Here is a 26,371-nt window from a genome sequence, read left to right as displayed (position 1 = left end):
TATGGATATTCCAAACAGCTCGCACAATGCGGGCTTTATTTTTGTGCGTCATATACGGGCTGCAGGATTTTGCACCATCGGTTCGAGACGTTTTTTACTGGATCAAGGTATGAGTAATGCTGAGATTCAGGACTTTTTTAACCATGGTATGAGCACTGAACGTTTTGAACAATTGTTTGGGCAGGATGCCATGGCACGGCAGGTGATAGAGAGAGCAAAGCAAGATGGGCAGCAAGAAAGCACAGACGATCGGCTATAAATACTTTGCATCGGGACATTTTGTTTTATGTCATGGGCCTATAGATGCAATCACCCAGATTCGTTTTCAAGACAAAGATGCTTATACCAATGAAGAATCTGAAAATAAACGAATTACGATCAACAAACCGAATTTATTTGGTGGTGATGAGCAGGCAGGCGGGGTTCAGGGCAGTATTGACCTATTGTTTGGTTATCCAGACCAGCAAAAAAGTAGTGTACTAAAACGCGTTTGCGGAGATTTGATTAGCGCATGGCGCGGGGTCACGTCAGTGGTTTTTGACAATCTGTATATTGGCACCAGCGCAACTTTACCTGATTCAAAATGGCGTGTACAACGCATACATACACTGCAAGATGGTCAGCCACAATGGTATGACGATAAAGCAGAAATCAGAACGTATGGAAATGAAGTCTCTTATGACTCATATTTTCTTTATGATACTCAGGATGATTTCACGGCATTATCACAATTAGAACCTTTTGCTGCGACTGACTTTAATGATGCTTTATGGCTTTCTGGTCAATCACCATTTGGTGATGTTGAAGCAGGTTCAGGATTACCATTACCTCATACTAAGATTTATTCAAAAGCTGGTCGTGCAATCATGATCAGACAGTATATTGTGGTCGATGATAATACTGATTTTGGTGATTTAACTGTAAATGTGACCCATGACGATGGTGCAGTCTTATATTTCAATGGGACTTCGATTGATTTGACCCAGACATCGACGTTTCAAAGCATTGTGACGATACCAGGTTCACTTGTACAAACTGGAAAGAACATACTCTTTTGTGCGGCTGTTGATTGTGTTCCCTATGGTTCAGTTGGTGGTATTTATTTATCACTCTCATTTCAAGTCAGTTCAAAAATATATAAAAATATCAATCCTGCTCATATCATCCGTGAATGCCTGACCAATAAACTGTGGGGTAAAGGTGCAAATACGGGCTTGATTGATGATGTTAGTTTTAAAGCCTGTGCAGATACCCTATACGCTGAAGGTATGGGGATGTCGATAGTCTGGAGTGACTCAACCTCGATCAAAGAGTTTATCGATAATGTTCTGGAACATATCAATGGCGAACTGTATGTCGATCGCATCACCAATCTGTGGACACTGAAACTGATTCGGGATGACTATCATGTCTCTGACCTAGTCCATCTGACTGAAAGCCATTACAAGTCGCTGACCTTTGAACGTAAAACACTGGCTGAGTGCATTAATCAGGTGACAGTCACCTACTATGATCGTGAACGTGCCAAAGATTCGACTATTACCATTCAGGATGTTGCCCGTATTGCCCAGCAAGGCGGTGTCATTTCTCAAAATGTTGAATACAAGGGCTTTACTCATTCCAGTCTTGCCAGTCGAGTGGCATTACGGGATTTAAAAACCTTGTCTTCTGAGCTGGCCAGTATTGAATTTGATGTACCTGAATCTATCGCCGAGAACTGGCACAAGGCGTATGTATTCAAACTGTCTAACACCCGTTACGGTTTGTCTGAAGCCGTGTTTCGGGTGACTGAGATCAAGTTTGGGGATGGGGTGGATAATACCGTTTCAATCAAAGCCATTGAAGACTCATTCAGTAGCCCGATGCAAGCTGTTGTTGAATACATGCCACCTGTAAAATCTGACATTTCCGCCAAAGATGCAACCGCAATTGCCTTTGAAGTACCTTTTATCGAATTGGTGGAGCAGTATGGTCAAGACGAGATCGATGCAAAACTTGAAAAGAATCCTGACTTGAGTTTTATCGGAATGGCTGCGGTACGTCCTAATAATTACCACATCAATGCCAGTTTATACAGCAATTCAGGGGCAGGCTATGCTGAAGAAGCCACCCTAGACTTCTGTCCAAGTGCGACTTTAAAAGCTGCGATTGGTTACTTAGATACAGCCTTTGAAGTTGTAAATGTAGCTGAGTTTAACTTGCTGAAAGTCAATGACCGTATCCAGCTCGATGATGAACTGATGGCATTTGTCAGCTTTGACACTACTACCCATATTCTGACGGTAAAACGTGGGGTATTTGATACCACCGTACAAAAGCACAGTGCAGCAGCACGACTGTACGGATGGGACAATTATTCAGGGTTGGACAGCACTGAGTATCTTAGTGGTGAAACAGTTGCCATGAAAGCGCTGACGCTGACGGGTTCCGACATTTTAGAGCTGAGTGAAGCCACAGCACATTCAATCAGTTGTGCAGCCCGTGCCATTCGCCCTTATCCACCTGCCAATGTCCAGATCAATGGGGAGTATTTCCCAGCAGAAATTGAGACGGATTTAATTTTAACCTGGGTTGATCGCAACCGTACTCAGCAAACAGGTGGGAGTCCTTTAGGGTGGTTTGAAAGTGGTGTCATGATTGAGACAGGGACAACCTATCAGCTGATTTTAGTTGAGTTTGATGAAAATGAAGTTGAATTACGGACTCAAAATTTAAGCTTGGGTACATTGAACAGCTACACATTTTCAACTTCAGCTATGAATTCGAACACTCGCACGATTGAGATTACATTGAAATCGCTACGGGATGGCTTTGAATCCTATCAATCATTTCATCATAGCGTTGAGTTATCTCAATTCTTCTCAGCACCTTATGATTTGACAGTCGAGTACAAAGATGACTAATCGTTTAGAGCTAAATTGGAAGTTAGATGGTTTCGTTGACGAGCAGCGCTATTACTGCTCTGAAACGCCAATTGATACTAATAATTTACCGACTCCGAAAATGATCTTTGCGGGTGATGTAAGCACCTATACAGATACAGCAATAGAAGTTGGAAAAACTTATTATGTACGAGTTAGTTCTATAAAAAATGAAAGTGAGAAATTCAGTCAAGAAATTACGGTGAGTACTCTTGTCAATGACCCATACTTTTCATTAGTAGATTCTCTGATCTTTGCTGATGCCAGCAGTTTTCCATCCACTGCAATTGTAGATTCATCGGCAAATGCCAGAAGCATTACAGTAGAAGGTGATGCCAAAATTGTCAGTCCATCGCTGGCAACGCCAAAGTTCAGTGAGGGCACGATTGCGTTGAGTGGTAATGGTCGACTTTCATTACCTTGTACAGCTTTAGGAACTTCAGACTTTACTGCTGAAATGTGGATGAAGAGCATTACAGGTGGTGTTGATAATGGTCGTCTATTTGCAATCGGCTCACAGGATGCACAAGGAGGTCTATTATTCTGTAAATTTCCGAAAAGTGCTGTATCAGGCTTTAATCTAATTTTACGAGATAATGGTTCTTTCCCTGCACCAATCCAGACTGATCGAACTGTAATAACGGGAGAGATGCAACATAGCTGTTTAATACGAAAAGACGGAGTATTTTATGTATTCGCAGACGGAAGATTAGTTGGCTATACGTCTGATTACACGACATTCAGTTTGACAGGAACAAGGATATATCTAGGGTCAGGCTCAAATCTTGGCGATGGCACAGCCGCCTATTGGGATTCATGGCGCTTAACGCGTCATGCCCGTTATGATATTGCAGGCTTCATACCGCCTACACGTAAGTTTATTGCTGCTTAATGATTAAAATTGAAAGATGACCACCGCTTAAGGTGGTTTTTTATTGCCAAAAATAAGGGGGGCTTCATGCAGGAGCATGAGAAAACATTTCTAACGCTATTCACGCTGGGTGCATTAATCGGTCTGGCAAAGTTGCTAGTCTCCAATGAAAAGCTCACAGCCAGACTAATAGTTGGTCGTACATTACTAGGCTCAGCCGTTAGCGTTATTGCAGGGGTTGTTGTGATTCAGTTCCCAGCAATTCATCCACTTGCATTGGTGGGGATTGCATCAGGTTTAGGTATTGTGGGGAGTGCCTTTATTGAAACATGGTTAAAAGGTAAGTTTAAAAACTGGAGATAGTATGAAGTTTACAAATGATAGTGCATTGAAATATTTAAGCGTAAAGCTCCCATATTTGGGGGCTTTTTTAATTTTGGCAGCAAGCATTTTGCAGTGGACACTCGATTACAAAATCATGCCTTTGCAGTATCAGTTGATTGTTTCGACGGTCATTCTGCCGATGCTTTCACACCTGGGTAAAAAGATTTATCAGCCTGAATTACATGATGATCAGTCTGATTAAACACAATCAACTATGGCCGCCTTCGGGCGGTTTTTTTATGTATATAGGAAAAGTAAATATGAGCGTAGATCAAACTCAACAGATTGCACAAGCATATTCTTGGTTGCGTGCCATGTCAGGTGGAAAATTGACGCAAGCACAAGTCACAGCAGGAGATGCTGTGATTGAAAAGAATGGATTAACTGTTTTCATACAGATGATTGGTTTTGAAGTGCCAAAAGCCAAGGTCACAGGGCAGTATGATATTTCAGACCAAGGTTATGCTCTGATCCGACAGTCTGAAGGTTTACGAACCACCGCTTATTTGGATACTGGGGGAGTCTGGACGATTGGCTATGGCACGATCAAGTACCCAAATGGTCAGGCGGTCAAGAAAGGGGATACATGTACCCAAGGGCAGGCTGAATTGTGGTTGCAGAACGACTGTGAATGGGTGGATCAATGCCTAGATAAGTATATCAAGGTCAATGTCACTCAGAATCAGTTTGATGCGTTGGCGAGCTTTGTGTACAACGTAGGTGAAACAGCATTTGTGAAAAGCACCTTGCTGACTCTGCTGAATCAGTCCAACTTTACTGCTGCTGTTAGTCAGTTTGATCGTTGGGTGTTTGACAACGGTAAGCGTGTACAGGGTTTGGTGAATCGTCGGGCGGTTGAAAAAGCTTTGTTTATGGGGTAGTAAAGGATTTTTAATTTTTTACTATTTATAAATCATTGGCTTAAAAGTGGTGTGTTGTGACTCATTTGAGTCTATTACCGCATATGATAGAAATATTTTATGCGGTTTTATTTGTTTTTAACGTGTATGGTGCACAAATCTATCTCGAAAGGTTTATTCAACACTATAACTCTTAGATGTATGCCCAACCGCTGTAATGCTTTTTTATAAATTCACTAATAAAGTTCTTTTGATCATCATTAAAAACATAGCAATCTTTTTCCCATTGAGAGTTCAATCTAAAAATAAACCAATCCATATAAGCTTTATTTTCATCCGTTGATAGGAAATAGTAGAATGTAGCAGGTAAAAAGAATTTAAAGCCCTCTGAGCTTAAAAAACTACAGTCTTGTCCAAAGTAGTACAAATATTCATAACTTACATCTTTCCATGTTTTGATCCCCTCATGCGGTCTACTACGTGAACGAATCGCCTCTAAGCTAGCTTTTAAATAAAATTCAGGCCAATCAAGGTTGTATTCAAGAAGTAACCCTTCTGCTGATATTTCTATTGCAGATAAGTAATCATCATCAATTTCGTCAAAATATCTATGATGTGTATCATAAAAATCACACTCAAGTAGAGAGCGGTTATCTGCTAATTGGAAAGGTGGGAAAATCTCTTCAAGAAGCTCTTTGGTATTTACTTTCATAATTAATTTTCACATAGGCTCAGGGCATTTTGAGCATCGACACTGTATTAGCACTCATACTTTTTTGAATAATTATATTGGTTTAAGTTCTAAAAAATTAATCTGCGACAAAATTACGTCATTACTAGTTTAGTTTAAATTATTGAATATATAAAATTGACTCACTTTAACATCGTAGAGCTTTAATCTGGCGAGCTTGTTGAACTTATTGGAGAAAGGTTGATATTCTTACAATCTTGATTAGCACTAGCTTTAAAGTGACTATTTCTAATGATCAGTCAACATGGCTGCAACCTTATTGCAACTCTGATTTAGTTACATCTATTTATCTATTTAATAAGTATTAATTATTTTAATAAAACTTTGCCATGCATCATCGGTGGAGTGAAATCAGATTTATTCATGGCACAGCAACAGACATAACAGGTGGTAGGTTTTCATAGGGGGCAATGCTATCATATGCACAGCATTATTGACTATTTTCAGTGTTATGAGTAATACCTTGCAACTTTCTTTAACCTCTGAACAGGATACACAACGACTTGCACAAGCGGTCGCTGCCCATTTTTCACAAGGCGTGATTTATCTAATGGGTGATTTGGGTGCAGGCAAGACGACACTGACGCGTTATTTATTACAAAAACTTGGACACAAAGGTGCAGTAAAAAGCCCGACTTATACGCTTGTCGAGCCTTATCAGATTGCTGAGCGTGCGATATTTCACTTTGACTTGTATCGTCTTAACGATCCGTATGAATTGGAATTGATGGGGATTCGTGACTATCTGGAAACACCAAACGCATTATTTATTTTTGAGTGGCCAAGTAAAGGCAGTGACGAAATTCCAGATGCCGATCTGAGTATCGAAATTTCAAAAAATGAAGAAGATGAATTGCAGCGTAGCGTAATTTTAACTGCCCAAGATCCACAAGTGTTGCTACAGATTCAGGATGCTTTCAATGTCGTTGGATGATGCCGTTAGGCGGATTCATACCCTTAACCCTGCGCTTGCTAACCAGATTGCCGCAGGAGAGGTCATTGAACGCCCTGCATCTGTGGTTAAAGAACTGCTGGAAAATGCAATTGATGCGCAGGCAACAGAATTAATCATTCGGGTGGCGCAGGGCGGCAGTACGCTGATAGAAATCATGGATAATGGTTCAGGGATTCACCCTGAAGATTTGCCACTTGCAGTGATGCGCCATGCCACCAGTAAAATTCAGACTGCTGATGATTTGCATGCGATTGTGAGTTTGGGGTTTCGTGGTGAAGCATTGGCATCGATTGCTGCTGTGTCGCGTTTAAGTTTGACCAGTAGCCAAGATCAGTCAGGCATTGGTTATCAGGTTGAGGTGAATGGCACTGCGTTTGATGCCCAGGAAATAAAACCTGTTGCCAGTAACCAAGGCACACAGATTCGTGTGCAGGATTTATTTTTTAATGTTCCTGCACGCCGTAAATTTTTAAAAAAGCCGAGTACCGAATTTGGGCATATTGAAGAAGTTGTACGCCGTTTAGCACTTACGCATTTTGATATTCGTTTTGTGCTGGAACACAATGACCAGATTCGTTTGAATTTACCGATTGCTGATAGCGGTGAGCTGCGTTTCCAACGTGTGCAACAGCTTTTAGGTCGCTCTTTTACTGAAAATGCCTACTGGATTGATGCTGAAAGTATTTCGATGCGCTTGAGCGGCTGGTTAGGGCATCCATCAGATGCGCGAGCGCAGGCAGACTTGCAGTATGTTTATGTGAATGGTCGGATTGTTAAAGATAAAACCATTTCCCATGCATTGCGTATGGCATACGATGGGATTTTGCATGGGCATCAACATGCAGCATATTTACTATTTCTGGAAGTTGAACCTGAAAATGTTGATGTGAATGTACATCCAACCAAACACGAAATTCGCTTTTTAAATCAACGTGAAGTGCATGAATTTGTAAGACATTATGCTAAAGATACTTTGGCACAGTTTCAAACGGCAAGTGCTGATTTAGCGCAAGCGATGAGCTCGACTACAGAATTGGCTCAGCCGAAAATTCAGGAACAGTTTGTCCTGCATCAATATGCTGAGTATGCTGCTAAACAGCCACAAATTGAAATACCTCAGCCATCGGCTGAGTTGATGACCGAGTTTGATCAAGCCAAAGTTGAACCTGTGCAGTATCAACGCTCAACGATGTCGAATTATCAGCCAAGTTCACAGGTCAATAATGCGTTAAAGACCTATTTAACGCCATTGCGCCAAGCTGAAGAAGTTGCGGCTTCATCATCAGGTCTTCAGGATGAATACCCTTTAGGTATTGCAATTGCTCAGCTACATGGTATTTACATTTTGGCGCAAAATACCCAAGGCTTGATTATTGTCGATATGCATGCCGCACATGAACGAATTTTGTTGCAACAGATGAAACAAGCGTGGGATAAACCTGAGTTTTGGACATCACAGCAGCTTTTAATTCCTAAAATCATCTCTATTAGCCGTATGCAAGCCATGCGAATTGATGAGCTTAAGCCACAGTTGCAGCGTTTGGGTTTGGAATTAGATCAGTATGGAGATGAGCAGGCGATTGTGCGTGGTGTACCTGCCATTTTGCAGAAAGCTGATTTCACACAATTAATTCCCGAATTACTCAACGATTTAGATCCCAATGATGAAGTGCAGGGTTTGCTGCAAAAGCGAGATCAATTATTGGCAGGCATGGCATGTCATGGTGCCGTACGCGCTCATCGGCAACTCAGCCTGTCGGAAATGAATGCGCTGCTGCGCCAGATGGAACAAACCGAATTTGCCAGCCAGTGCAATCATGGTCGCCCGACATGGCGTGCATTTCCACTGGCACAACTAGATAAATTATTTGCTCGAGGAGAATAGAGTTACATGCCAAATACATTGCCCGTCATCAATTTAATGGGCCCAACTGCAAGTGGTAAAACTGCTTTGGCATGTGAGCTCTATGAGCAAGGGAATTTTGAACTTATTTCTGTCGATTCTGCTTTGGTTTATCAGGATATGGATATTGGCACAGCTAAGCCAAGCAAAGCAGAGCAGGAAAAATACCCACACCATCTAATTGATATTATTACGCCACTACAAGTGTATTCAGCAGCAGAGTTTGTAGAGGATGCTACTCGTCTGATTGATGAGATTCATGCTAAAGGTAAGATTCCGATTTTGGTTGGTGGTACGATGTTGTACTTCAAGGCTTTGCTTGAAGGTTTATCTGACCAACTTCCAAGTGCAGATCAGCAGATTCGAGACCAAATCATGGCTCAAGCAGAGCAATTAGGCTGGGAAGATGTTTATGAAGAATTATGCCGAGTTGATCCCGTAGCAGGAATGAAGTTTAAGGTAAGTGACAAACAGCGCATTATTCGTGCTCTAGAAGTTTTTCGCTTAACAGGTATTCCAATTACTCAGTTGCAAGCACAGCAGCCTAAAAATGTAGCATACCGTTACAAATTTCATAATTATGCTTTGCTACCAGATAGGTTAGAATTACATCAGAGAATTGAGCAAAGACTCAATGATATGTGGGAAATTGGATTTTTAAATGAGGTTCAATCGTTGATTGGTAAATACGATTTAAACCCAAATATTCCCTCGATGCGTTGTGTTGGATACAGACAAGCACTCAATTTTTTGATAAATAGTGACAAAAGTCACAATAATCAGCATATAATGCGTGAGCAAGCTTTATTTGCTACAAGACAATTGGCTAAGCGTCAATATACTTGGTTACGTTCATTAAGAGAAAATCACAAATTCACCACTTTTTTAACGTTAAAGCAGGCTCAAGAAGACTTGCGTATCTGTTACAGATAAAGCAAAATTTGCGAACTATCTTTTTTATAAATTTAAAAAATTAAAGATAGTTTTTGCGCTGATTACATTTTTATTTTTTTGGAGTAACGACATGTCTAAAGGTCAAACTTTACAAGATCCCTTTTTGAATTCGCTTCGCAAAGAGCGTATTCCAGTTTCTATCTTTTTAGTAAACGGAATTAAATTACAAGGTCATATCGAATCTTTTGACCAATATGTGGTTTTATTAAAAAACACAGTAAGCCAAATGGTTTATAAACACGCAATTTCGACAGTAGTCCCAGCACGTAACCCTCGTCCAGCAGGCGCGCCTGTAAGCGGTGGTCAAGGTGGCTTCGGCGGTGGTCAACAAGGTAGTGGCTTCGGCGGTCAAGGCGGTTTCGGTGGCGGTCAAGGCGGCGGCTTTGGTGGTCAAGGCGGCGGCTTTGGTGGTCAAGGCGGTTTCGGCGGTCAAGCTGGTGGCTTTGGTGCTCAAGGCGGTTTTGGTGGTCAAGGCGGTTTTGGTAGCCAAGGTGGCTTCGGTGGTCAAGGTGGCTTCGGCGGTCAGGCTTCTGGTTTTGATAACGATACCAAATTTGATGACACACCAGACGAAGATGCAAATAATCGTTAATTTATAACGGTTCATAAAAAAACCAGCTTTAGGCTGGTTTTTTTATTTTCTGCATTTAATAAAAAACCGACATAATGTCGGTTTTTTAAGCTTAATTATTTAATTTTTTATTCAAACTCGGGTCTTTAATGTCAACATAGGCATTTGCACGAATTTCACGCAACCAACCGTCTAATTCTGTATTAAATTGTTGTTCGCCTAGATATTGGCGTGCTAAACGCTCTTGATATTCTTTAGTCATATCTTGTTGGCGAGTATCTAGTACTTGCAAAATATGCCAACCATACTGAGTTTGGAATGGTTCACTCAATTGACCTATAGGAGTGGATTTCATTTTTTCTTCAAAATCTGGCACCATCATACCCAAATTAACCCAGCCTAAATCACCACCGTTAGCAGCAGAACCAGGGTCATTTGAATACACAGAAGCAAGTGTTTTGAAATCTTCACCTGCTTTTAAGCGCTTATAAATGCTATCAATTTTTTGTTTTGCTTGATCAAGACTGATCACTTCAGAAGTTTGAATCAAAATATGACGTACATGATATTGTGTTACGATGGCTTTTTGATCACTTGCTTTACGATCTAATAATTTTAAGATGTGAACACCATCTTGAGCAGGAATAAGTTCACTGGTTTGCCCAATTTGTAGATTGGTGACACGTGCAGCAAGCTCAGCTGGAATATCTGACAAGTTGCGATAACCTATATCAGCACCCACAACTTTAATTTCAGCTGTAGAGTCTTTTTTACTAATTGCCTGAAGATCATTGTTTTGGCTGAGGTCTTGTTTAACCTGATCAGCAGCGGCACGCAAATTCAACATATCATTTTGATTATTTGTTGCTGAAACGCGAACATGTAAAATATGCGCTTGACTACCAATTGCAGCCTGACCTTGAGGTGTTTTTAAGAAATTATTGACATCCTGATCACTGATTTTAATGCGTGACATCACTTGTTGCTGACGTAACTGGTTAATTGCAAGCTCTTGACCTATACGGGCACGTACCATTTCATAAGTACCTGGTGCTTGGGCATCAAGTTGTTTTTGAAAAGCATCTAGGCTATGAATACCGTTTTGTTCAGCATATTTAAGAACAGCTGCGTTGAGTGTAGTTTCATTTGGTTTGACACCATAACGCTTTACTAGCTCTAGTTGCGCTTGACGTAGAATAATTTGCTCTAAAGCTTGTTGCTGTAAAACTTGTTGGGGTGGGAGTGCTTGTTTTTGTGTCTGTAATTGACGAGCAAGTTCGGCTGTCATTTGATCTAAGTCACTACGTAAAATCGCACTATTATCAACAATAGCTACAACTTCGTCGCTTGTCGCTGCAAACGCTGGAACTGAGCTAGAGATCAGAAGAGCGAGCGCTGTTGCTTTAAAAAGACGGGTCAGTTGTTGTTTCTTCATTGAGATTGTGTCCAAGATTGATTAGATTTGTTAAAGCCGACAACACGTTGCTCAAGTAAAGATGCCAGTTTGTTGTTGAAGGCTCCGAGTCCTTTTAATGTAAATTCTGCCATAATTGCATTTTTACGTTTTACACCAGGTAGGGTGACATCATCAAGATCGTTGTAATATGAACGACCATAGACTGAAACTGCCCAACAGCACGACTCGTAATTGACACCTAATAAAAATTCACGAGCTAGACTGTGGTCAATGTCATACTGAACGTGCCCTATGATACGCCAGTTATCTTTGACTGGTTGTATGAGAGATGCAACAACTTGATTATATGTAAGTTGAGCATTATTGACTTCTTTACGTTTATAATAGCCTAAGTTGTAAATCGTGCCTTGTGCAGATGTATAGTAAGTTTGGAATTTCGCTTGGGCAATTGAACTATCATCCCAAGCCACAGTAGAAGCAATCGTAAAATGATTTGTAATTTGACTAGATAATGAGAGAACAGGGTCTGATTGTCTGCTGGTCTGAACAGTATCTCCATCCTTTAAAGTAACTTTACGGTCTGAAAAATAAAAACTTTTACCTACAGCAGCTTTTAAGCGTTCTAAGCCTTGTTGATCAAATAAACTATAGCTTAGGCCTAAAGACATAAAATTATTGTCGTCTAGGCGATCATTACCATAAAAACGGTATGGACTAAACAGTTGGTCATAACTTACCGATGCTGTCGTTGTATCGAAGTTAGGATAACCAGTTTGATTTTTATATGGTGCATAAGCATAGAACAAACGTGGTGTTAAAGTTTGTAGAAATTTACCTTCTTTCTCAAAATTTAAACCTGTATCCAAAGTAAATTGTGGAACAACCACAGTTTTAGTTTCAGAACTGCTTCCATTCGGATTATAAAAATAATTCAGACTGCGTACTGATGCTTCAGGAATCACAAATGCCCAAGGTGTGCGGTAATTGTAGCGAACAGCGCCTGAGTTATATAGACGTGTCCCACTTTCTGCTAATCCATTACCACCACTAAGGTCTTTTTGAAAATAAGCACTGTCATTATGGTACTCAAATTGCCAGCCTTGAGGATTTTGTGTGGTGTAGTTCAATAAGAACTGTGGCAGACGGGCATATGGTCTGTCTGCATCAGACAGGGTTTTATCGAGAGTCTGGTAGGTTTCGACTTTAAGGCTTGCATCTAAACCAGGGACTGCATTGGCAAAGTTAAGCTGAGCTACGCGTCGTTGGTTTAAGTCAGTAGAAATGTTCGGATCATTTTTTATATCATAGATATAGTCAATATCTGATAAATAGTTGTACTCAAAGTTAGTTGAGAAATATTGGTTAATGGTCCAGTCATGAGTGATTCGTAGAGACTTACGGTCTTTATTACTATAGTCTGGGTCGTTTGGTAGATAGCCACCCGTAATTGAACCTTCACCAAAATTTGCTGTTTTATAGTTGAATTCGCCTTCAAGCATCGCGCCATGTGTTCCCAAATAGCGTGGTGTTAGCGTCATGTCATAGTTGGGTGCGAGGTTCAAATAAACAGGCAAAGAAATCAGGAAGCCTTCACCACTTGACCAGCCAAAGCTTGGTGTCAATAACCCTGTTGTTCTTCTGTCATCGATTGGGAAGTTATAATAAGGTAAATACATCACAGGAACATTTTTAACATACAATGTGGTGTCGTGCGTTGAACCACGTCCTGTTTCCTGATTCAGTTCAATTTTCTTGGCTTTAATATGCCAGTCAGGTGTTTTGCCTGGCGCACATGCCGTATAGCTAGCATTTTCTAAAATGACTGTAGAGGCTGATTTACGTTCGATATTTTGTGCATGGCCGTGTGCATGTGTTTGTTCGGCAATAAAATAGCTGTCATTTAAATTGCCTGTTTGTTCTTTTAAGTTGTAATCGACTTTACTGCTTTGTGAGATCAAACCACTTTGAGCAAGCTGAACATTGCCCTGTGCATGTGCAATAGTTTGGTCTTTATCAATAGTGATATGTTCAGCACGTACTTGGCGACCTTCTTGGTCTAGAATGACATTTCCTTTGAGTTCAGAATCGCCATTCGGATTATAAAAGCCATAATCAGCAGTTACATAAGTCGTGGTATTGTTTGGATCTGGTGCTTTGGTGGTCGATTGAACAGGAGTTACCCAAATACCTTGACAGTAAGGTGAAAATTTCGGATCAGGGACACGCTGTTGAGCTTCAGGGCTGTCTTTGCTGACATAATATTGTTCAAAAAAGTTTTGTCCTGGGTAGCTTTCATTTAACTGTTGCTTGAGCTGTTGATTGTCCACAGAAGATACGGCATCTGAAGATGCAGCATAGCTTGATTGTATTGAGCTGCCACACAAAAGTGTCAAAATTGCAGTCGCTAGGGGATTAAATCTAAACTGTTGCTTCATGTGTCTCTTTAACCAAGTATGCTTTTTTGCAATTAATTATTGTCGCATCATAGAGAAAAAGTCTATAAGTGGCTACACTTAGGACTTCAAAAATTCAGCCTGTATTAGATTATTTTGCAAATGAATACTCAACGTGAACAATTGATACAAACATGGTTAATCACTGTCCTTCGTTCGGATCGATTTGAAATCAGTTATTTAACAGGTGATGCAAGCTTCCGTCGTTATGCACGCGTTACCTTAGATCATAAATCATTTATGTTGATGGATGCACCACCTGAAAAAGAAGATTGTGTTCCTTTTGTACGTATTGATGAATTTTTAGATCAGCATCAGGTTCGTGTTCCACATATTGTTGCAAAAGATTTAGATGCTGGCTTTTTATTGCTTGAAGATTTTGGTGACGTATTGCTGTCGAATTTGTTGAATGCAGACACGGTAGATCAATATTATCTGCAAAGTTTTAAACAACTGATTCAGTTGCAAGCGATTGATGGTACGCAAGACTTGCCAGCTTATTCTCATCATAAGTTGATAACAGAAATGCGCTTGTTAACCGACTGGATGTTTCCTGCACTGGAGATTCAACTAAGTGAAGCCGAGCAGACTTTAGTTGAAAATACGTTTGATCTTCTGGCGAATTCAGCTTTGGCTCAGCCACAAGTGATTGTGCATCGTGACTTTCATAGCCGTAATTTGATGCAGTTAGATGGTGAAATTGATTTGGGTGTGATTGATTTTCAGGATGCCGTGATTGGTGCGGATACTTATGACCTGATTTCGATTACCCGTGATGCTTATGTGCAATGGCAGCCTGAGCGTGTATATCAATGGTTTGAGCAATTTTATACTTTGTTGCCTGAAGCTGCGAAGCAGAACCGTAGTTTTGAGCAATTTAAACGCGATGCAGATTTTATGGCGTTACAACGTCACATTAAAATTTTAGGGATCTTTGTGCGCTTGTTTGAACGTGATGGCAAGTCTGGCTATTTAAAAGATTTGCCGCGTGTGATGTGGTATGTACTGACAGAAAGTCAAGCCTATCCTGAGTTAGCAGACTTTATTTCGTTTATGCAACAGCGCATTATGCCGCGCTTTACTGAAAAATATGGTCAATATCAGGAAGTCACAGCATGAAAGCCATGATTTTAGCGGCTGGTTTAGGAAATCGTATGCGTCCCTTGACCTTGCATACTCCTAAACCTTTGCTTGAAGTTGCCGATAAACCTTTGATTGTCTGGCATATTGAAAAATTACAAAAAATTGGTGTAACCGATATCGTGATCAATACTGCGTGGCTTGCCGAGAAGCTTATCGCAGCTTTAGGTACAGGCGATCAGTTTGGTGTCAAGATTCACTGGTCAAATGAAGGTGAGGGCTTGGAAACCGCGGGTGGAATTATTCATGCTTTACCGCTACTGGGCGATCAGCCATTTATTTTAGTGAATGGTGATGTCTGGACAAACTATGATTTTGCGCCCTTATTGCACGTTGAATTAGGTCAAAATCTGGCGCATTTGATGCTAGTGGATAATCCTGCACAACATCCGCAAGGAGATTTTGTTCTGTATGCACAAAAAGCGTATACTTTTGAGCAAAATCAGCAGGGTGAAGCCCTGACTTATAGTGGTATTGCTGTGATTTCGCCTGAAATGTTTGCAGGTTTGGCAGAAGGAAAGCGCCCTTTAGCACCTTTATTAAAAGAGGCGATGTTACAAGGGCGAATTTCGGCGCAAAAACTGCCAGCAGCATGGGTTGATGTCGGTACACCTGAACGTTTATCTGATCTAGATCGACAAATCCGCCAGAGGCAATATGCTTAAATGGGTATTCACTAAGCATTCTGCTCTATGCTTGAGCAGATAAATCAGTATACTTCACCTAATTTTAACGGACGAGTTTGGCTATGCATCTTTTTTTTCAGGAATTAAAACAAGGCAGTAAGGCATTAGGGCTTGACCTGAATGAAAATGCTTTGAATCTATTATTGAAATATCAAGATGCGCTAGTGCTTTGGAATAAGGCTTATAACCTGACTGCAATTCGTGATCCGAAAGAAATGCTGGTGAAACATTTGTTAGATAGCTTGAGCATTTTACCTTCTTTGCCAGCAGGACGTTTGCTGGACATAGGCACAGGTGGTGGTATGCCAGGGATGATTATTGCGTTATGTCAGCCTGAACGTGAGTGTGTTTTACTCGATTCAAATGGCAAAAAAATCCGCTTCTTAAAACAGTTTATTGCAGATTTGAAATTGCCTAATGTCATCGCAGTGCAAACTCGTGTGGAAGATGAAGACAGTATTCGTGAGCTTGGACAGTTTGATGTCATTACCAGTCGAGCTTTTGCATCATTGACTGATTTTATTGCTGCATCTAAGCCATATATGCATACAGGTAGTTATATTTGTGCGATGAAAGGTTTAATTCCAAATGAGGAAATAGCTGAGTTTTCCAAGGAATTTAACCATCAAGTGATTGAATTAAAAGTGCCGCGTTTAGATGAGCAACGTCATTTAATCATTTTGCAGAAAAATTAAGGATTGGGGTTTTATTGAACATGGCTCAAATTATTGCAATTGCAAACCAAAAAGGTGGGGTCGGTAAAACAACAACCGCAGTAAATTTGGCAGCTTCTCTCGCTGTATTGAAAAAGCGTGTTTTGCTGGTGGATATGGATCCACAAGGAAATGCCACCATGGGTTCGGGTGTGCAAAAAAATGATTTGTTGTATACCGTGACTGATGTTTTACTGGGCGAAGTCCCTATTGAGACAGCAATTAGTAAAACAGAAGTGGGTTATAAATTGCTGGGTGCAAACCGTGATCTTTCTGGGGTTGAACTTGCGATTGCAGAACAGAAGAAACGTGAGTTTATTTTGCGTGATGCGCTGCAACAAGTTGAACAGTCTTTTGACTTTATTATTGTTGACTGTGCACCGAGTTTAAGCCTGATTACTGTGAACGCTTTGGCGGCTGTACAGGGTGTGTTGATTCCAATGCAGTGTGAATATTATGCTTTGGAAGGCTTGGCTGATTTGACTCAGACTATTGATCGTATTCAGCAGGTATTAAATCCACAACTACAGGTTATAGGTGTATTGCGTACCATGTATGATCCGCGTAATGCGTTAACTCGGGATGTTTCTGCTGAGCTTGAACAGTATTTTGGTTCAAAACTCTATGAAACCGTTATTCCGCGTAACATACGCTTAGCTGAAGCACCAGCACATGGACTTCCTGTAATTTTCTTTGAAAAAAGCTCCAAGGGCGCAGTTGCCTATTTGAAAATGGCAACCGAATTAGTTAAAAAAACTAAAGTAGTAAAAAAAGGACAATCAGCATGAGCGTAAGAAAACGCGGATTAGCAAAAGGGCGCGGTTTAGATGCTTTGCTCGGTTCGATTCAAAAAGAAAAACTGAAAATTGAACAACAAGCGCATGATCATGGGCAATTAAAAAATATTGATGTCAATTTATTAAAACGTGGTGAATACCAGCCACGTCGTTTTATGAATGAAGAAGCATTACAAGAGCTTGCAGCTTCAATCGAAAAACATGGCGTGATGCAGCCTATTGTGATTCGTCCAGTAGATGATGAACGCTATCCGTATGAAATTATTGCAGGTGAGCGTCGTTGGCGTGCGGCACAATTAGCGGGTTTAACTGAAATTCCTGCGATTGTCCGTGAAATGAATGATCAGGTAGCGATTGCTTTGGCGTTGATTGAAAACATTCAACGTCAGGACTTGAACCCGATTGATCAAGCAATGGCACTCCAGCGGTTTCATGAAGAATTTGGTTTAAGCCATCAGGAAATCGCCGATACTGTGGGGAAAGCACGCACGACGATCAGTAATTTATTGCGTTTACTGACATTGGCTGAACCTGTGAAAGAATTGATGCAAACGGGTATTTTAGACATGGGGCATGCCCGTGCGATTTTAACATTGAAGGCAAAAGATCAAGAACGCATTGCTGATATTGTTATTGAAAAAAGCTTATCGGTGCGTCAAACCGAACAATTGGTGCGTGAATTTAATACACCAAAAAATGAAAAAGTGAAGCCGGTGCCATCTCCTGATCTTGAGCAATTGACTCAGAAATTATCTGAGCGGTTTAATGCCAATGTACAGATTGATCATAATCAGCAAGGTAAAGGTAAGCTGGTGATTCATTATCATTCACTAGATGAGCTAGATGGTATTTTGAACATCTGTCTGACAACTAACTAAGATTTTTGGGGTAGATATGTGGGAACTCTTTAAGGCGGGTGGTTGGCTTATGTTGCCACTTTTACTATGCTCTGTTTTTACAGTTGCCATTAGTATTGAGCGTTTTATTCGTTTACGCCACGCTTCTGTGATTCCAAAAGACCTAACAGTTACTGCACAAACTGAAGTTCAGCAAATTGCTCAATTGTTGCAGCAAAACTCTAAACTGACTGAATCTGCATTGGGACAGGTACTGTTTGCAGGTCTGAGTGCCAAGCATGAAACGGATCAGTTTGCACGTGCGCAGATGGAAGCGGCAGCTTCTCAGGAAATTCATTATTTAGAAAAAAATATTAATTTCCTTGGGACAATGAGTGCAGTTTCTCCTTTACTTGGGTTACTTGGCACAGTGATTGGGATTATTGAATCATTCTTGGTGATCGATGTCGGCTCAAATGTCAGTCCAACCCTAATGATTCCCGGGATTTCCAAAGCCCTGATTGCGACTGCCATGGGGATGGTTGTGGCAATTCCTGCCTTGATTGCTTATCGTTATTTTCAACGTCTGGTACAAGAATATGTTGCTGAGCTAGAACAACAAGCAACTTTGTTTCATGCAAAATTATTTTATCAACGTCAAAAGCCAGCGTATGACCAAGATAGAGCAAAGGATGTTGCATGAAATTCAGAAGAGCTTCGCGCGTTGAAGAAATCCACATCAACTTAACACCGATGATTGACTGTTTGTTGTTCATCTTGGTGTTTTTGTTATTGTCGACAACATTTTATCAGCAAAGCCGTATTAATTTAACTTTACCTGATGCGCAAGGTGTTCCACCTAAACAATACGATCACAAGATTGAAGTCATGGTAGACTCCGGCGGGCATTATTCGGTAAATGGGCAGGCGCTTGCCAGTCACGATACTGCTGATTTGTCTACTGCAGTGAAACAGGCTGCTGATGGACGACACGATTTAATGTTTGTGATTGCGGCAGATGCCAAAGCGACACATCAGGATGTTGTTCGTGTAATGGATGTTGCGGGACAACTCGGTTTCGTCAATATCAATATTAGTACCAAAGCACCTACTCGAGGTTATGAGTGAATCAAGACATTAAAGTTTATTTTCGTCTGCTGGCTTATCTAAAACCCTATGGGGGATATGCCTTACTGGTTTTAATCGGTTTTGCTTTGAGTGCAAGCACGGAAGTTTCAATTGCTAAGCTCCTTGAATTTGTAATCAATGCAATTCAGACGCAAAATACACATCAGACCTCAATTTTTCCATTTTTAGTGGTTTTGCTGATTTTTGTACGGGGTATTGGTTCTGTTCTGGGAGATTACTATTCGGCAGTGATTTCTAGACACCTGATTTTTCGTATTCGTCAGCAAGTTTTTGGCAAGTTATTGCGCTTGCCTCCAAACTACTATTTGAAGAATTCAAGTGGGCATATTACGTCTAAAATTCTGTATAACATTGAGCAGGTGACTGCCGCTTCATCTGAATCTGTACAAATTTTACTCAAAGAGGGCCTGACAACAATAGGACTTCTGGGTTATCTGTTTTATCAAAACTGGAGGCTTTCTCTGGTTATTTTGGTGTTTGCACCAATTATTGGTTTTGTGGTGCGTAAGGCAGCAAAACGTATGCGCAAACTTTCGACTCAAGTGCAAAATACCATGGGGGATGTCAACCATGTAGTGCAAGAGTCGATTTTGGGACAGGCTGTAGTAAAAGGGTTTTGTGCGCAAGAATTAGAAGAACAGCGTTTATTTGATCGCTCAAGTGATAACTTGAAACGTGGTTTAAAACTTCATATTGTTAATGTTTTAAACACACCGATTGTGCAATTTATCATGTCGATTGCGATGGCAATTATTATGTGGATTGCACTGCGCCCCGAAATTTTGGGTAATACATCATCTGCGCAGTTTGTGGCCTTTATTACCGCAGCAGGTATGCTCAGTAAACCAATTAAAAACTTAACCACAGTCAATGAAAAATTGCAGCGTGGTTTGGCAGCGGCGCATTCTGTATTCGATTTGCTGGATATGCAAGAAGAGGAAAATACAGGAACCCAAAAACCGCAGCTTAAAGGTAATCTCCGCTTTGAGCAGGTTAATTTGGTTTATCCTGATGGCTCACATGCAATCCATGATTTTAACTTGCAAATCAAGGCAGGCCAGACGGTTGCATTGGTGGGGCGTTCAGGTGCAGGTAAAACCTCACTGGTGAATCTATTAGTACGTTTTCAGCAGATCCAATCGGGTAACATTCTGTTGGATGATTTGAAAATTGAAGATATTGAATTAGATTGTTTACGTAGCCAGATTGCGATGGTGAATCAGCAAGTGGTACTGTTTGATCGTAGTGTTCGTGACAATATTGCCTATGGTCAGTTGCAAAATGCCAGTGATGAGCAAGTAATTGCAGCGGCTAAAGCAGCTTATGCACATGATTTTATCATGCAATTACCACAAGGCTACGATACGGTCTTGGGTGCACAAGGTTTGACTTTGTCAGGTGGTCAGCGTCAGCGTATTGCGATTGCCCGCGCCATTTTGAAAAATGCACCTATTTTAGTTCTTGATGAAGCGACCAGTGCGCTGGATAACGAGTCAGAATATTTTATTCAAAAAGCTTTTGAACAAGCCATGCAGCAACGTACCACAATTGTGATTGCCCATCGGTTATCGACGATTGAAAATGCAGATATTATTGTGGTGATGGATCAAGGTCGCATTCTGGAACAAGGTACACATACAGAACTTCTTGCGAAGCATGGTGCATATTTTCAGTTGCATCAGCGTAACTTCGAGGATTAATTGATGGGTTTAGCACAGCGCATTCAGGAAGCTTGGAATAAGCAATCTCAATGGTTGGTGCTATTACGCCCATTATCCTGTTTATATGGCTTTGGGTTTCAGTTGAATAAACAATTGTATCACTCAGGCTTAAAAAAAATTTACCAAGCTCCTGTGCCTGTTATGGTGATTGGAAATATTACAGTGGGTGGAAGTGGAAAAACGCCGCTACTTATTCAGCTGGTTAAATATTTACAACAACATCATGTACGAGTTGGGGTAATCAGTCGAGGTTACGGTGGTGCTGGGCCTTTTCCAGCATTGGTTCTGCCAGACTCTCCAGCTGATGTTGTGGGTGATGAGCCATGCCTGATCGTACAAAATACCCATGTGCCAATGGCAGTGGGCTCAAATCGCCAGCAAGCGATAGAATTACTGTTAAAACATCATCAGCTTGATTTAATTATTAGTGATGATGGTCTACAACACTGGGCTTTGGCACGTCAGTTAGAATGGATTGTTTTAGACAATAATCGCGGATTGGGTAATCAAAAACTGTTACCAGAAGGTTTTTTACGTGAACCAGCATCACGTTTAAATCAAGGTACAGTCATTGAACATTCAGCTCAGCCAGCTTCTAAAATGCATATGCATTTACAAGTTGGACGGCCTTATTTACTAAATACAAATTCAGACGATTTAACTGCACTTGATTTAAAGCAAAAATTTCATGTCGTTGTTGGTATCGGTTATCCAAAGCGTTTTTATGACAGTTTAAACAGTATTGGGGTGACTAATATTCAAGCACATGAATTTGCTGATCATTATGCGTATGAACTCAGTGATTTACAGTTTGAAGATGCTGCACCTATCATCACGACTGAAAAAGATGCAGTGAAAATAAAAAAATTGTTACAGCAACACGCGGAACAGTTACAGCGAGAAATTTGGGTATTACCTGTAGAGGCAGTGCTGTCTACTGCATGTTATACCACGCTAGAACATCAATTACAGCAACTTAATATTCATATTGCAAAGGTTTGATTATGAAGCATATTGTTATTCCTGCTCGTTACGCCAGTTCGCGTTTGCCAGGTAAGCCATTATTAGAAATTCATGGTCGCCCAATGATTTTACGTGTCGTAGATCAGGCAAAAAAAGTACAAGGTTTTGATGACCTGTGTGTCGCGACCGATGATGAACGGATTGTAGAAATTTGTCGTGCTGAAGGTGTTGATGTTGTCATTACATCTGCAGATCACCCATCAGGCACTGATCGCTTAAGTGAAGTCGCAAAAATTAAAGGTTGGGATGCTCAAGACATTATTGTCAATGTACAGGGTGATGAGCCTTTGCTTCCAGCACAACTGGTGCAGCAAGTTGCACAATTATTGGTTGATCAGCCGCAGTGCTCAATGTCGACACTGTGTGAGCCAATTCATACATTAGATGAATTTCGCCGTGACAGTATTGTCAAGGTGGTCATGTCTAAATATCACGAAGCGCTGTATTTTAGTCGTGCAACGATTCCTTATGATCGTGATGCCGTTAAACATCAGTCAGAGCATTTACATAATGTGGCTTACCGCCATTTGGGCTTATATGCCTATCGCGTTGCATTATTACAAGAATATGTTACATGGGAAATGGGGCAGCTTGAACGTTTAGAAAGCCTTGAGCAATTGCGTGTATTGGAAAATGGCCGACGTATTGCGATTGCAGTTGCACAAGCTAACCTACCACCAGGTGTAGATACTCAGGAAGACTTAGACCGTTTAAATGCTTTGGATGTTTCTGTATTTCAATGATTCAGGATATTGATACCCGACCAGAGTCTGCCAATAGCATGATTTATCCGTGGCAGCAACCAGTCTGGAAAATGCTGACCCAACGCTTTCCAGATATTGGGCATGGTTTATTGTTCTATGGTAAGCAGGGCTGTGGTAAGGATGCTTTTGTCGAGCATTTTGTTGCTTGGTTATTGTGTTTAAATAAACAGACTCACGGGGCTTGTGGGCAATGTGGTAGTTGTCAGTGGTTAAAGTCAGATACTCATCCAAATTATGTATCGATTAGCACAGACGAAGATAATAAAAAAGCCAATGCCCAAATCAAGATTGAAAAGATTCGAGAGCTACTCCCTTTTGTGCAACAAACGGTAGATGGTTGGCGGGTGATCGTTATTCAACCTGCAGAAGCATTGAATATCGCATCTGCGAATGCCTTGCTTAAAACACTCGAAGAGCCTGGTGAGCGAGTTGTGATCATTCTTGTTGCTGAGCATTTTTTGAAATTACCAGCAACGATCCGTAGTCGATTACAACGTTACCCGCTAGACCGTATTGAGCTCGATCAAGCAACAGATTACTTGCAGCAACAATTGACAAGCTTAAATGTTCAGCAGATTCAACTGTATCTGAATTTAGCCAATGGTATGCCTTTACAGGCGATCAGTCTGCTAGAACAAGCATGGATAAGTCGACGTCAGGAATTTATGCAAGACTGGTTAAATTTGGTACAACAAAAGAGTTCGCCAATCCGCTATGCAACAAAATGGGCAAAGGAACTCAATTTTGCTGAGTTGCAACATTTACTTGAATATTTGTTGTCCGATCTAATTTGTGTCAAACTGAAACAATCTGTAAAAAATATAGATTTAGATTTTACGCAATTGTGTGATTTTTATTCTCTAGAAGCATTGTTTGACATTTATGCAGAGTTACAACAGAGTAAAATAATGATTCAACAGAATGTGCAAACTAATCTGGTGATAGATCAAATGTTTGTACTTTTGATGAATGCTAACCGCAATCAATAGAAGGGGGAAGAATAATGTTACAACCTCGTATGGGCGGAATTATCCAAGCCAATATTACTGATCGTGTTACGTTACAAGCGAGCTATATGCCATTTGTAAATGGTGGTGGTTTATTTATTTCTTCGCAGCAACCTGTGCGACTTGGACAGGAAGTTTTTGTTTTGGCAACTTTGCCAGATCAAAGCCAGAAAATTCCCCTAACAGGTAAAGTCATTTGGATTAACTACAAAGAGTCAGTTGCCAAACCTCAGGGATTTGCGATTCAACTGACAAATGATAAAGGTGCTTACTACAAGGCTGAAGCAGAAAAGTTGCTTGCAGGAAGTTTGTCACTCAATCACCTTAGTTATACGATTTAAAATTGGAGTTCTAGTGTTTACCGATACTCACTGCCATCTCACTATGCTGGATTTAAGCCCATACGCAGGTGATCTGGATCAAGCTTTACAGGCAGCGCGCGATGCTGGTGTCACAAAATTCATGGGAATATCGGTAGCACTAGAGGATTATGTGGCTTTATCTGAGATTGCAAAGCGATATGCCGATGTTGGCTATAGCGTAGGCGTTCATCCTTGTGAAGATGTTGACGTGATGCAAAGTGCAACCGTAGAGCGTCTGGTTGAATTGGCACAAGATCCTAAGGTATGGGCACTTGGCGAAACAGGTTTAGATTATTACCATAGTACAGAGTATGTTGTAGAGCAAAAAGCCTGCTTTGCTCGACATATCGAAGCATCAAAACAGGTGAGAAAACCTGTTGTTGTGCATACACGTTCTGCGAAACAGGACACGATTGATATGATTCGTGCCGAGCAATCGACACATGGTATTTTGCACTGCTTTACTGAAGATTTAGCCACAGCAAAAGCCGTTTTAGATTGTGGTTATTACATTTCATTTTCAGGAATTGTTTCGTTTAAAAATGCGCAAGAGTTGCGAGATGTTGCCAAGCATGTCCCTTTAGATCGTTTATTGATTGAAACAGATAGCCCTTATTTGGCACCTATGCCATATCGCGGTAAAACCAATGAGCCTAAATATGTACCGTTTGTTGCTCAAGCGCTTGCGCAGGTTTATGGTTTGACTGTAGAAGAAATTGGCCAAATTACTAGCCAGAATTTTGAAAACCTTCTTAACTTAAAATAATGTAATTATTGGAAAATGTAGTAAATGAAGACGGATCGTCAAGCACAGTTTCGAGCAAGGGAACAATTAATATTTCAAGTTGCTGAACAATTATTATTAGAAAATGGCGAAGCAGGGATGACGTTAGATGCTCTGGCTGCGGAGTTAGATCTGGCAAAAGGTACACTTTATAAGCACTTTCAAAGTAAAGATGAACTTTACATGTTGCTGATTATTCGCAATGAACAGATGTTGCTGGAAATGTTGCAAGATGCCAATAAGAATTTTGCTGAGCATCTGGCATTTTTTATGTTGCATCATTTGCATTATTCCGAGCGCACTGTTTTATTTCATAGTGTGGAAGAAAAATTATCTATGACTGGTACATGTATACAGCAATTGTTTAGCCAGTTATATCAGATTCGTCGCCAGCGTTTGCGAATTATTATTGAGATTACCGAAGATTATTTGCAATCTATTCAAAGTCAAATGAGTGTGCGTGATTATCTGGCTGGTATTTGGTCGTTGACCCATGGCGCAGCGATGTTGCTCAATTCTAGTTTTTATCAGCGCTATTTGGGTTCGCGTGACAGTTTGCGTGTTGCTTATATTGAGCAAGCATTGGCACTACCAAAAATGCATATGTCACATGCTCAAGACTGATTTGTGAGTAAAATGCAACTTCACATGAAAATTATTCCGCAAAAATCGACTTTTGTTCTATAATCGAACGTCCTACTCAAGATTCATAGTTATTCATTAGCCTCATGTTAATTCGTAAGTTATTTAAGTTTGAGAATGCTCATATTGTAAGAAACTGTACCTCAGATCGTTGCAAACGCTCAATTCATGGTCATAGTTACAAAGTCGAGCTGTTGCTTAAAGCATCGAAGCTGGATCATGGGCAAATGGTTTATGACTTTGGTTTGCTAAAAGGCGTTATCAAAGAATTATTCGATAGTTTCGATCATGCGATCTGTTTCTGGAATCAGGACAGTGCTGAATATATTCAGGCGTGTCAAACTTTTAGTGCTCGCTGGATCAGCTTGCCCGTTTCGCCTTCTGCAGAGCAGTTCTCCCGGATTTTTTTCTATTTAGCTCAACAGGTTCTAAAATCAACCCAAACCCAAAATGGGGAAGGTGATGTTGAAGTGTACTCGGTGATTGTGCATGAAACTGACACGGGATACGCGCAGAGTTTCTTGGAAGACATTGAAAATACACAAATGGGTGTGTTGACTCTTGAAGAAATTGAATTTTCTGAGCAGGTTCAGGCAGAATGGTCAGATCCCGAAATGTATCGTAAATTAAAGCAGGGAGAAGCATTTCTGAATCCTAAAGTTGAATTACAGGTGCAAATTTCTTGAAACTAAATGGGATATTGGTTT

General features: G+C 40.6%; 28 protein-coding genes. 25 read left to right on the top strand and 3 right to left on the bottom strand.

The features are described from left to right. Position 1: 1 nt before the first annotated feature. The 6 genes from F975_RS09360 to F975_RS09335 all read left to right on the top strand — a co-directional run bounded on the left by F975_RS09360 (position 2) and on the right by F975_RS09335 (position 5,057). On the top strand, positions 2 to 259 hold the full coding sequence (locus F975_RS09360; protein WP_004752654.1) for a hypothetical protein: 258 nt from the start codon (positions 2 to 4) through the stop codon (positions 257 to 259). Further along, complete coding sequence (locus F975_RS09355) at positions 225 to 2,903, top strand: phage tail protein (protein WP_004752651.1); 2,679 nt, start codon at positions 225 to 227, stop codon at positions 2,901 to 2,903. Before F975_RS09360 ends, F975_RS09355 begins: the two co-directional genes overlap by 35 nt. Further along, positions 2,896 to 3,813 carry a LamG-like jellyroll fold domain-containing protein gene (locus F975_RS09350; RefSeq protein WP_004752649.1) on the top strand — a complete coding sequence of 306 codons (918 nt, stop codon included), beginning with the start codon at positions 2,896 to 2,898 and terminating at the stop codon, positions 3,811 to 3,813. The genes F975_RS09355 and F975_RS09350 overlap by 8 nt, the downstream gene beginning before the upstream one ends. A gap of 66 nt (positions 3,814 to 3,879) precedes the next feature. Continuing rightward, positions 3,880 to 4,155, top strand: a complete 276-nt coding sequence (locus tag F975_RS09345) for a phage holin family protein (RefSeq protein WP_004752647.1) — start codon at positions 3,880 to 3,882, stop codon at positions 4,153 to 4,155. Between the two features lies 1 nt (position 4,156). Next, positions 4,157 to 4,378: a hypothetical protein gene (locus F975_RS09340; protein ID WP_004752644.1), complete on the top strand. Its 222-nt coding sequence runs from the start codon at positions 4,157 to 4,159 to the stop codon at positions 4,376 to 4,378. Positions 4,379 to 4,436: 58 nt separating this feature from the next. Further along, positions 4,437 to 5,057: a lysozyme gene (locus F975_RS09335; RefSeq protein WP_004752642.1), complete on the top strand. Its 621-nt coding sequence runs from the start codon at positions 4,437 to 4,439 to the stop codon at positions 5,055 to 5,057. 172 nt (positions 5,058 to 5,229) lie between these two features. On the opposite strand, the gene F975_RS09330 is transcribed toward F975_RS09335, so the two are convergent. Continuing rightward, positions 5,230 to 5,748 (bottom strand): DUF6714 family protein, encoded by a 519-nt coding sequence (locus tag F975_RS09330; protein ID WP_004752640.1) that lies wholly within the window; start codon positions 5,746 to 5,748, stop codon positions 5,230 to 5,232. A 490-nt stretch (positions 5,749 to 6,238) separates the two neighbouring features. Here F975_RS09330 and tsaE point away from each other — a divergent pair, with 490 nt between their 5' ends. From tsaE to hfq, 4 genes are all read left to right on the top strand, one after another. Continuing rightward, positions 6,239 to 6,721, top strand: coding sequence for a tRNA (adenosine(37)-N6)-threonylcarbamoyltransferase complex ATPase subunit type 1 TsaE (gene tsaE / locus F975_RS09325; RefSeq protein WP_004752638.1), 483 nt, complete (start codon positions 6,239 to 6,241; stop codon positions 6,719 to 6,721). Continuing rightward, on the top strand, positions 6,708 to 8,627 hold the full coding sequence (gene mutL, locus F975_RS09320; protein ID WP_004752636.1) for a DNA mismatch repair endonuclease MutL: 1,920 nt from the start codon (positions 6,708 to 6,710) through the stop codon (positions 8,625 to 8,627). The genes tsaE and mutL overlap by 14 nt, the downstream gene beginning before the upstream one ends. Positions 8,628 to 8,633: 6 nt before the next feature. Beyond that, on the top strand, positions 8,634 to 9,578 hold the full coding sequence (gene miaA, locus F975_RS09315; protein WP_004752633.1) for a tRNA (adenosine(37)-N6)-dimethylallyltransferase MiaA: 945 nt from the start codon (positions 8,634 to 8,636) through the stop codon (positions 9,576 to 9,578). Positions 9,579 to 9,669: 91 nt separating this feature from the next. Then, positions 9,670 to 10,191: an RNA chaperone Hfq gene (gene hfq, locus F975_RS09310; RefSeq protein ID WP_004752631.1), complete on the top strand. Its 522-nt coding sequence runs from the start codon at positions 9,670 to 9,672 to the stop codon at positions 10,189 to 10,191. Between the two features lie 91 nt (positions 10,192 to 10,282). On the opposite strand, the gene F975_RS09305 is transcribed toward hfq, so the two are convergent. Together F975_RS09305 and F975_RS09300 are read right to left on the bottom strand one after the other, a co-directional pair. Further along, complete coding sequence (locus F975_RS09305) at positions 10,283 to 11,605, bottom strand: peptidylprolyl isomerase (protein WP_004752630.1); 1,323 nt, start codon at positions 11,603 to 11,605, stop codon at positions 10,283 to 10,285. Further along, complete coding sequence (locus tag F975_RS09300; protein ID WP_004752628.1) at positions 11,602 to 14,022, bottom strand: LPS-assembly protein LptD; 2,421 nt, start codon at positions 14,020 to 14,022, stop codon at positions 11,602 to 11,604. The genes F975_RS09305 and F975_RS09300 overlap by 4 nt, the downstream gene beginning before the upstream one ends. Before the next feature lie 120 nt (positions 14,023 to 14,142). Here F975_RS09300 and F975_RS09295 point away from each other — a divergent pair, with 120 nt between their 5' ends. The 15 genes from F975_RS09295 to F975_RS09225 all read left to right on the top strand — a co-directional run bounded on the left by F975_RS09295 (position 14,143) and on the right by F975_RS09225 (position 26,350). Further along, positions 14,143 to 15,159, top strand: a complete 1,017-nt coding sequence (locus F975_RS09295; protein ID WP_004752626.1) for an aminoglycoside phosphotransferase family protein — start codon at positions 14,143 to 14,145, stop codon at positions 15,157 to 15,159. Beyond that, positions 15,156 to 15,845, top strand: coding sequence for an N-acetylmuramate alpha-1-phosphate uridylyltransferase MurU (gene murU / locus F975_RS09290; protein WP_004752624.1), 690 nt, complete (start codon positions 15,156 to 15,158; stop codon positions 15,843 to 15,845). Before F975_RS09295 ends, murU begins: the two co-directional genes overlap by 4 nt. A gap of 83 nt (positions 15,846 to 15,928) precedes the next feature. Next, complete coding sequence (gene rsmG, locus F975_RS09285) at positions 15,929 to 16,561, top strand: 16S rRNA (guanine(527)-N(7))-methyltransferase RsmG (protein ID WP_004752622.1); 633 nt, start codon at positions 15,929 to 15,931, stop codon at positions 16,559 to 16,561. Between the two features lie 20 nt (positions 16,562 to 16,581). Next, a complete protein-coding gene (locus F975_RS09280) occupies positions 16,582 to 17,367 on the top strand; it encodes a ParA family protein (RefSeq protein ID WP_004752619.1) in 786 nt (261 codons plus the stop codon). Then, positions 17,364 to 18,254, top strand: coding sequence for a ParB/RepB/Spo0J family partition protein (locus F975_RS09275; RefSeq protein WP_004752618.1), 891 nt, complete (start codon positions 17,364 to 17,366; stop codon positions 18,252 to 18,254). Before F975_RS09280 ends, F975_RS09275 begins: the two co-directional genes overlap by 4 nt. 16 nt (positions 18,255 to 18,270) lie before the next feature. After that, positions 18,271 to 18,915: a MotA/TolQ/ExbB proton channel family protein gene (locus F975_RS09270; protein ID WP_004752616.1), complete on the top strand. Its 645-nt coding sequence runs from the start codon at positions 18,271 to 18,273 to the stop codon at positions 18,913 to 18,915. Beyond that, positions 18,912 to 19,340 carry an ExbD/TolR family protein gene (locus tag F975_RS09265; RefSeq protein ID WP_004752614.1) on the top strand — a complete coding sequence of 143 codons (429 nt, stop codon included), beginning with the start codon at positions 18,912 to 18,914 and terminating at the stop codon, positions 19,338 to 19,340. Before F975_RS09270 ends, F975_RS09265 begins: the two co-directional genes overlap by 4 nt. After that, the gene (gene msbA, locus F975_RS09260) at positions 19,337 to 21,061 is read left to right on the top strand and encodes a lipid A export permease/ATP-binding protein MsbA (protein WP_004752613.1); all 1,725 of its coding nucleotides are present in this window, start codon (positions 19,337 to 19,339) and stop codon (positions 21,059 to 21,061) included. The genes F975_RS09265 and msbA overlap by 4 nt, the downstream gene beginning before the upstream one ends. 3 nt (positions 21,062 to 21,064) lie before the next feature. Then, positions 21,065 to 22,084 (top strand): tetraacyldisaccharide 4'-kinase, encoded by a 1,020-nt coding sequence (gene lpxK, locus F975_RS09255; protein WP_004752610.1) that lies wholly within the window; start codon positions 21,065 to 21,067, stop codon positions 22,082 to 22,084. 2 nt (positions 22,085 to 22,086) lie between these two features. Further along, positions 22,087 to 22,848, top strand: coding sequence for a 3-deoxy-manno-octulosonate cytidylyltransferase (kdsB, locus tag F975_RS09250; protein WP_004752609.1), 762 nt, complete (start codon positions 22,087 to 22,089; stop codon positions 22,846 to 22,848). Further along, positions 22,845 to 23,858 carry a DNA polymerase III, delta' subunit gene (locus tag F975_RS09245; protein ID WP_004752606.1) on the top strand — a complete coding sequence of 338 codons (1,014 nt, stop codon included), beginning with the start codon at positions 22,845 to 22,847 and terminating at the stop codon, positions 23,856 to 23,858. The genes kdsB and F975_RS09245 overlap by 4 nt, the downstream gene beginning before the upstream one ends. A gap of 14 nt (positions 23,859 to 23,872) precedes the next feature. After that, on the top strand, positions 23,873 to 24,217 hold the full coding sequence (locus F975_RS09240; protein ID WP_004752605.1) for a PilZ domain-containing protein: 345 nt from the start codon (positions 23,873 to 23,875) through the stop codon (positions 24,215 to 24,217). Between the two features lie 13 nt (positions 24,218 to 24,230). Beyond that, complete coding sequence (locus F975_RS09235; protein WP_004752603.1) at positions 24,231 to 25,004, top strand: TatD family hydrolase; 774 nt, start codon at positions 24,231 to 24,233, stop codon at positions 25,002 to 25,004. 24 nt (positions 25,005 to 25,028) lie between these two features. Continuing rightward, entirely contained in the window at positions 25,029 to 25,646 is a 618-nt protein-coding gene (locus tag F975_RS09230) for a TetR/AcrR family transcriptional regulator (protein ID WP_004752601.1), read from the top strand. Positions 25,647 to 25,750: 104 nt separating this feature from the next. Next, positions 25,751 to 26,350, top strand: a complete 600-nt coding sequence (locus F975_RS09225) for a 6-pyruvoyl trahydropterin synthase family protein (RefSeq protein WP_004752599.1) — start codon at positions 25,751 to 25,753, stop codon at positions 26,348 to 26,350. Positions 26,351 to 26,371: the final 21 nt, after the last annotated feature.

The sequence above is a fragment of the Acinetobacter brisouisimilis genome (assembly GCF_000368265.1).
Taxonomy (GTDB): domain Bacteria; phylum Pseudomonadota; class Gammaproteobacteria; order Pseudomonadales; family Moraxellaceae; genus Acinetobacter.
The sequence above is the reverse complement of the archived record's forward strand: the minus strand, read 5'-3'. Positions and strand labels throughout refer to the sequence as shown.

Bases quoted from the DNA above. Each gene is read 5' to 3' on its own strand.
- F975_RS09330 (WP_004752640.1), bottom strand. From the start codon at position 5,748: ATGAAAGTAAATACCAAAGAGCTTCTTGAAGAGATTTTCCCACCTTTC.
- F975_RS09355 (WP_004752651.1), top strand. From the start codon at position 225: ATGGGCAGCAAGAAAGCACAGACGATCGGCTATAAATACTTTGCATCG.
- F975_RS09275 (WP_004752618.1), top strand. From the start codon at position 17,364: ATGAGCGTAAGAAAACGCGGATTAGCAAAAGGGCGCGGTTTAGATGCT.
- kdsB (WP_004752609.1), top strand. From the start codon at position 22,087: ATGAAGCATATTGTTATTCCTGCTCGTTACGCCAGTTCGCGTTTGCCA.
- tsaE (WP_004752638.1), top strand. From the start codon at position 6,239: ATGAGTAATACCTTGCAACTTTCTTTAACCTCTGAACAGGATACACAA.
- lpxK (WP_004752610.1), top strand. From the start codon at position 21,065: ATGGGTTTAGCACAGCGCATTCAGGAAGCTTGGAATAAGCAATCTCAA.
- F975_RS09230 (WP_004752601.1), top strand. From the start codon at position 25,029: ATGAAGACGGATCGTCAAGCACAGTTTCGAGCAAGGGAACAATTAATA.
- F975_RS09345 (WP_004752647.1), top strand. From the start codon at position 3,880: ATGCAGGAGCATGAGAAAACATTTCTAACGCTATTCACGCTGGGTGCA.
- F975_RS09225 (WP_004752599.1), top strand. From the start codon at position 25,751: ATGTTAATTCGTAAGTTATTTAAGTTTGAGAATGCTCATATTGTAAGA.
- F975_RS09280 (WP_004752619.1), top strand. From the start codon at position 16,582: ATGGCTCAAATTATTGCAATTGCAAACCAAAAAGGTGGGGTCGGTAAA.
- F975_RS09335 (WP_004752642.1), top strand. From the start codon at position 4,437: ATGAGCGTAGATCAAACTCAACAGATTGCACAAGCATATTCTTGGTTG.
- F975_RS09360 (WP_004752654.1), top strand. From the start codon at position 2: ATGGATATTCCAAACAGCTCGCACAATGCGGGCTTTATTTTTGTGCGT.
- miaA (WP_004752633.1), top strand. From the start codon at position 8,634: ATGCCAAATACATTGCCCGTCATCAATTTAATGGGCCCAACTGCAAGT.
- F975_RS09245 (WP_004752606.1), top strand. From the start codon at position 22,845: ATGATTCAGGATATTGATACCCGACCAGAGTCTGCCAATAGCATGATT.
- F975_RS09340 (WP_004752644.1), top strand. From the start codon at position 4,157: ATGAAGTTTACAAATGATAGTGCATTGAAATATTTAAGCGTAAAGCTC.
- rsmG (WP_004752622.1), top strand. From the start codon at position 15,929: ATGCATCTTTTTTTTCAGGAATTAAAACAAGGCAGTAAGGCATTAGGG.
- F975_RS09300 (WP_004752628.1), bottom strand. From the start codon at position 14,022: ATGAAGCAACAGTTTAGATTTAATCCCCTAGCGACTGCAATTTTGACA.
- murU (WP_004752624.1), top strand. From the start codon at position 15,156: ATGAAAGCCATGATTTTAGCGGCTGGTTTAGGAAATCGTATGCGTCCC.
- hfq (WP_004752631.1), top strand. From the start codon at position 9,670: ATGTCTAAAGGTCAAACTTTACAAGATCCCTTTTTGAATTCGCTTCGC.
- F975_RS09350 (WP_004752649.1), top strand. From the start codon at position 2,896: ATGACTAATCGTTTAGAGCTAAATTGGAAGTTAGATGGTTTCGTTGAC.
- F975_RS09265 (WP_004752614.1), top strand. From the start codon at position 18,912: ATGAAATTCAGAAGAGCTTCGCGCGTTGAAGAAATCCACATCAACTTA.
- F975_RS09270 (WP_004752616.1), top strand. From the start codon at position 18,271: ATGTGGGAACTCTTTAAGGCGGGTGGTTGGCTTATGTTGCCACTTTTA.
- mutL (WP_004752636.1), top strand. From the start codon at position 6,708: ATGTCGTTGGATGATGCCGTTAGGCGGATTCATACCCTTAACCCTGCG.
- F975_RS09305 (WP_004752630.1), bottom strand. From the start codon at position 11,605: ATGAAGAAACAACAACTGACCCGTCTTTTTAAAGCAACAGCGCTCGCT.
- F975_RS09240 (WP_004752605.1), top strand. From the start codon at position 23,873: ATGTTACAACCTCGTATGGGCGGAATTATCCAAGCCAATATTACTGAT.
- F975_RS09295 (WP_004752626.1), top strand. From the start codon at position 14,143: ATGAATACTCAACGTGAACAATTGATACAAACATGGTTAATCACTGTC.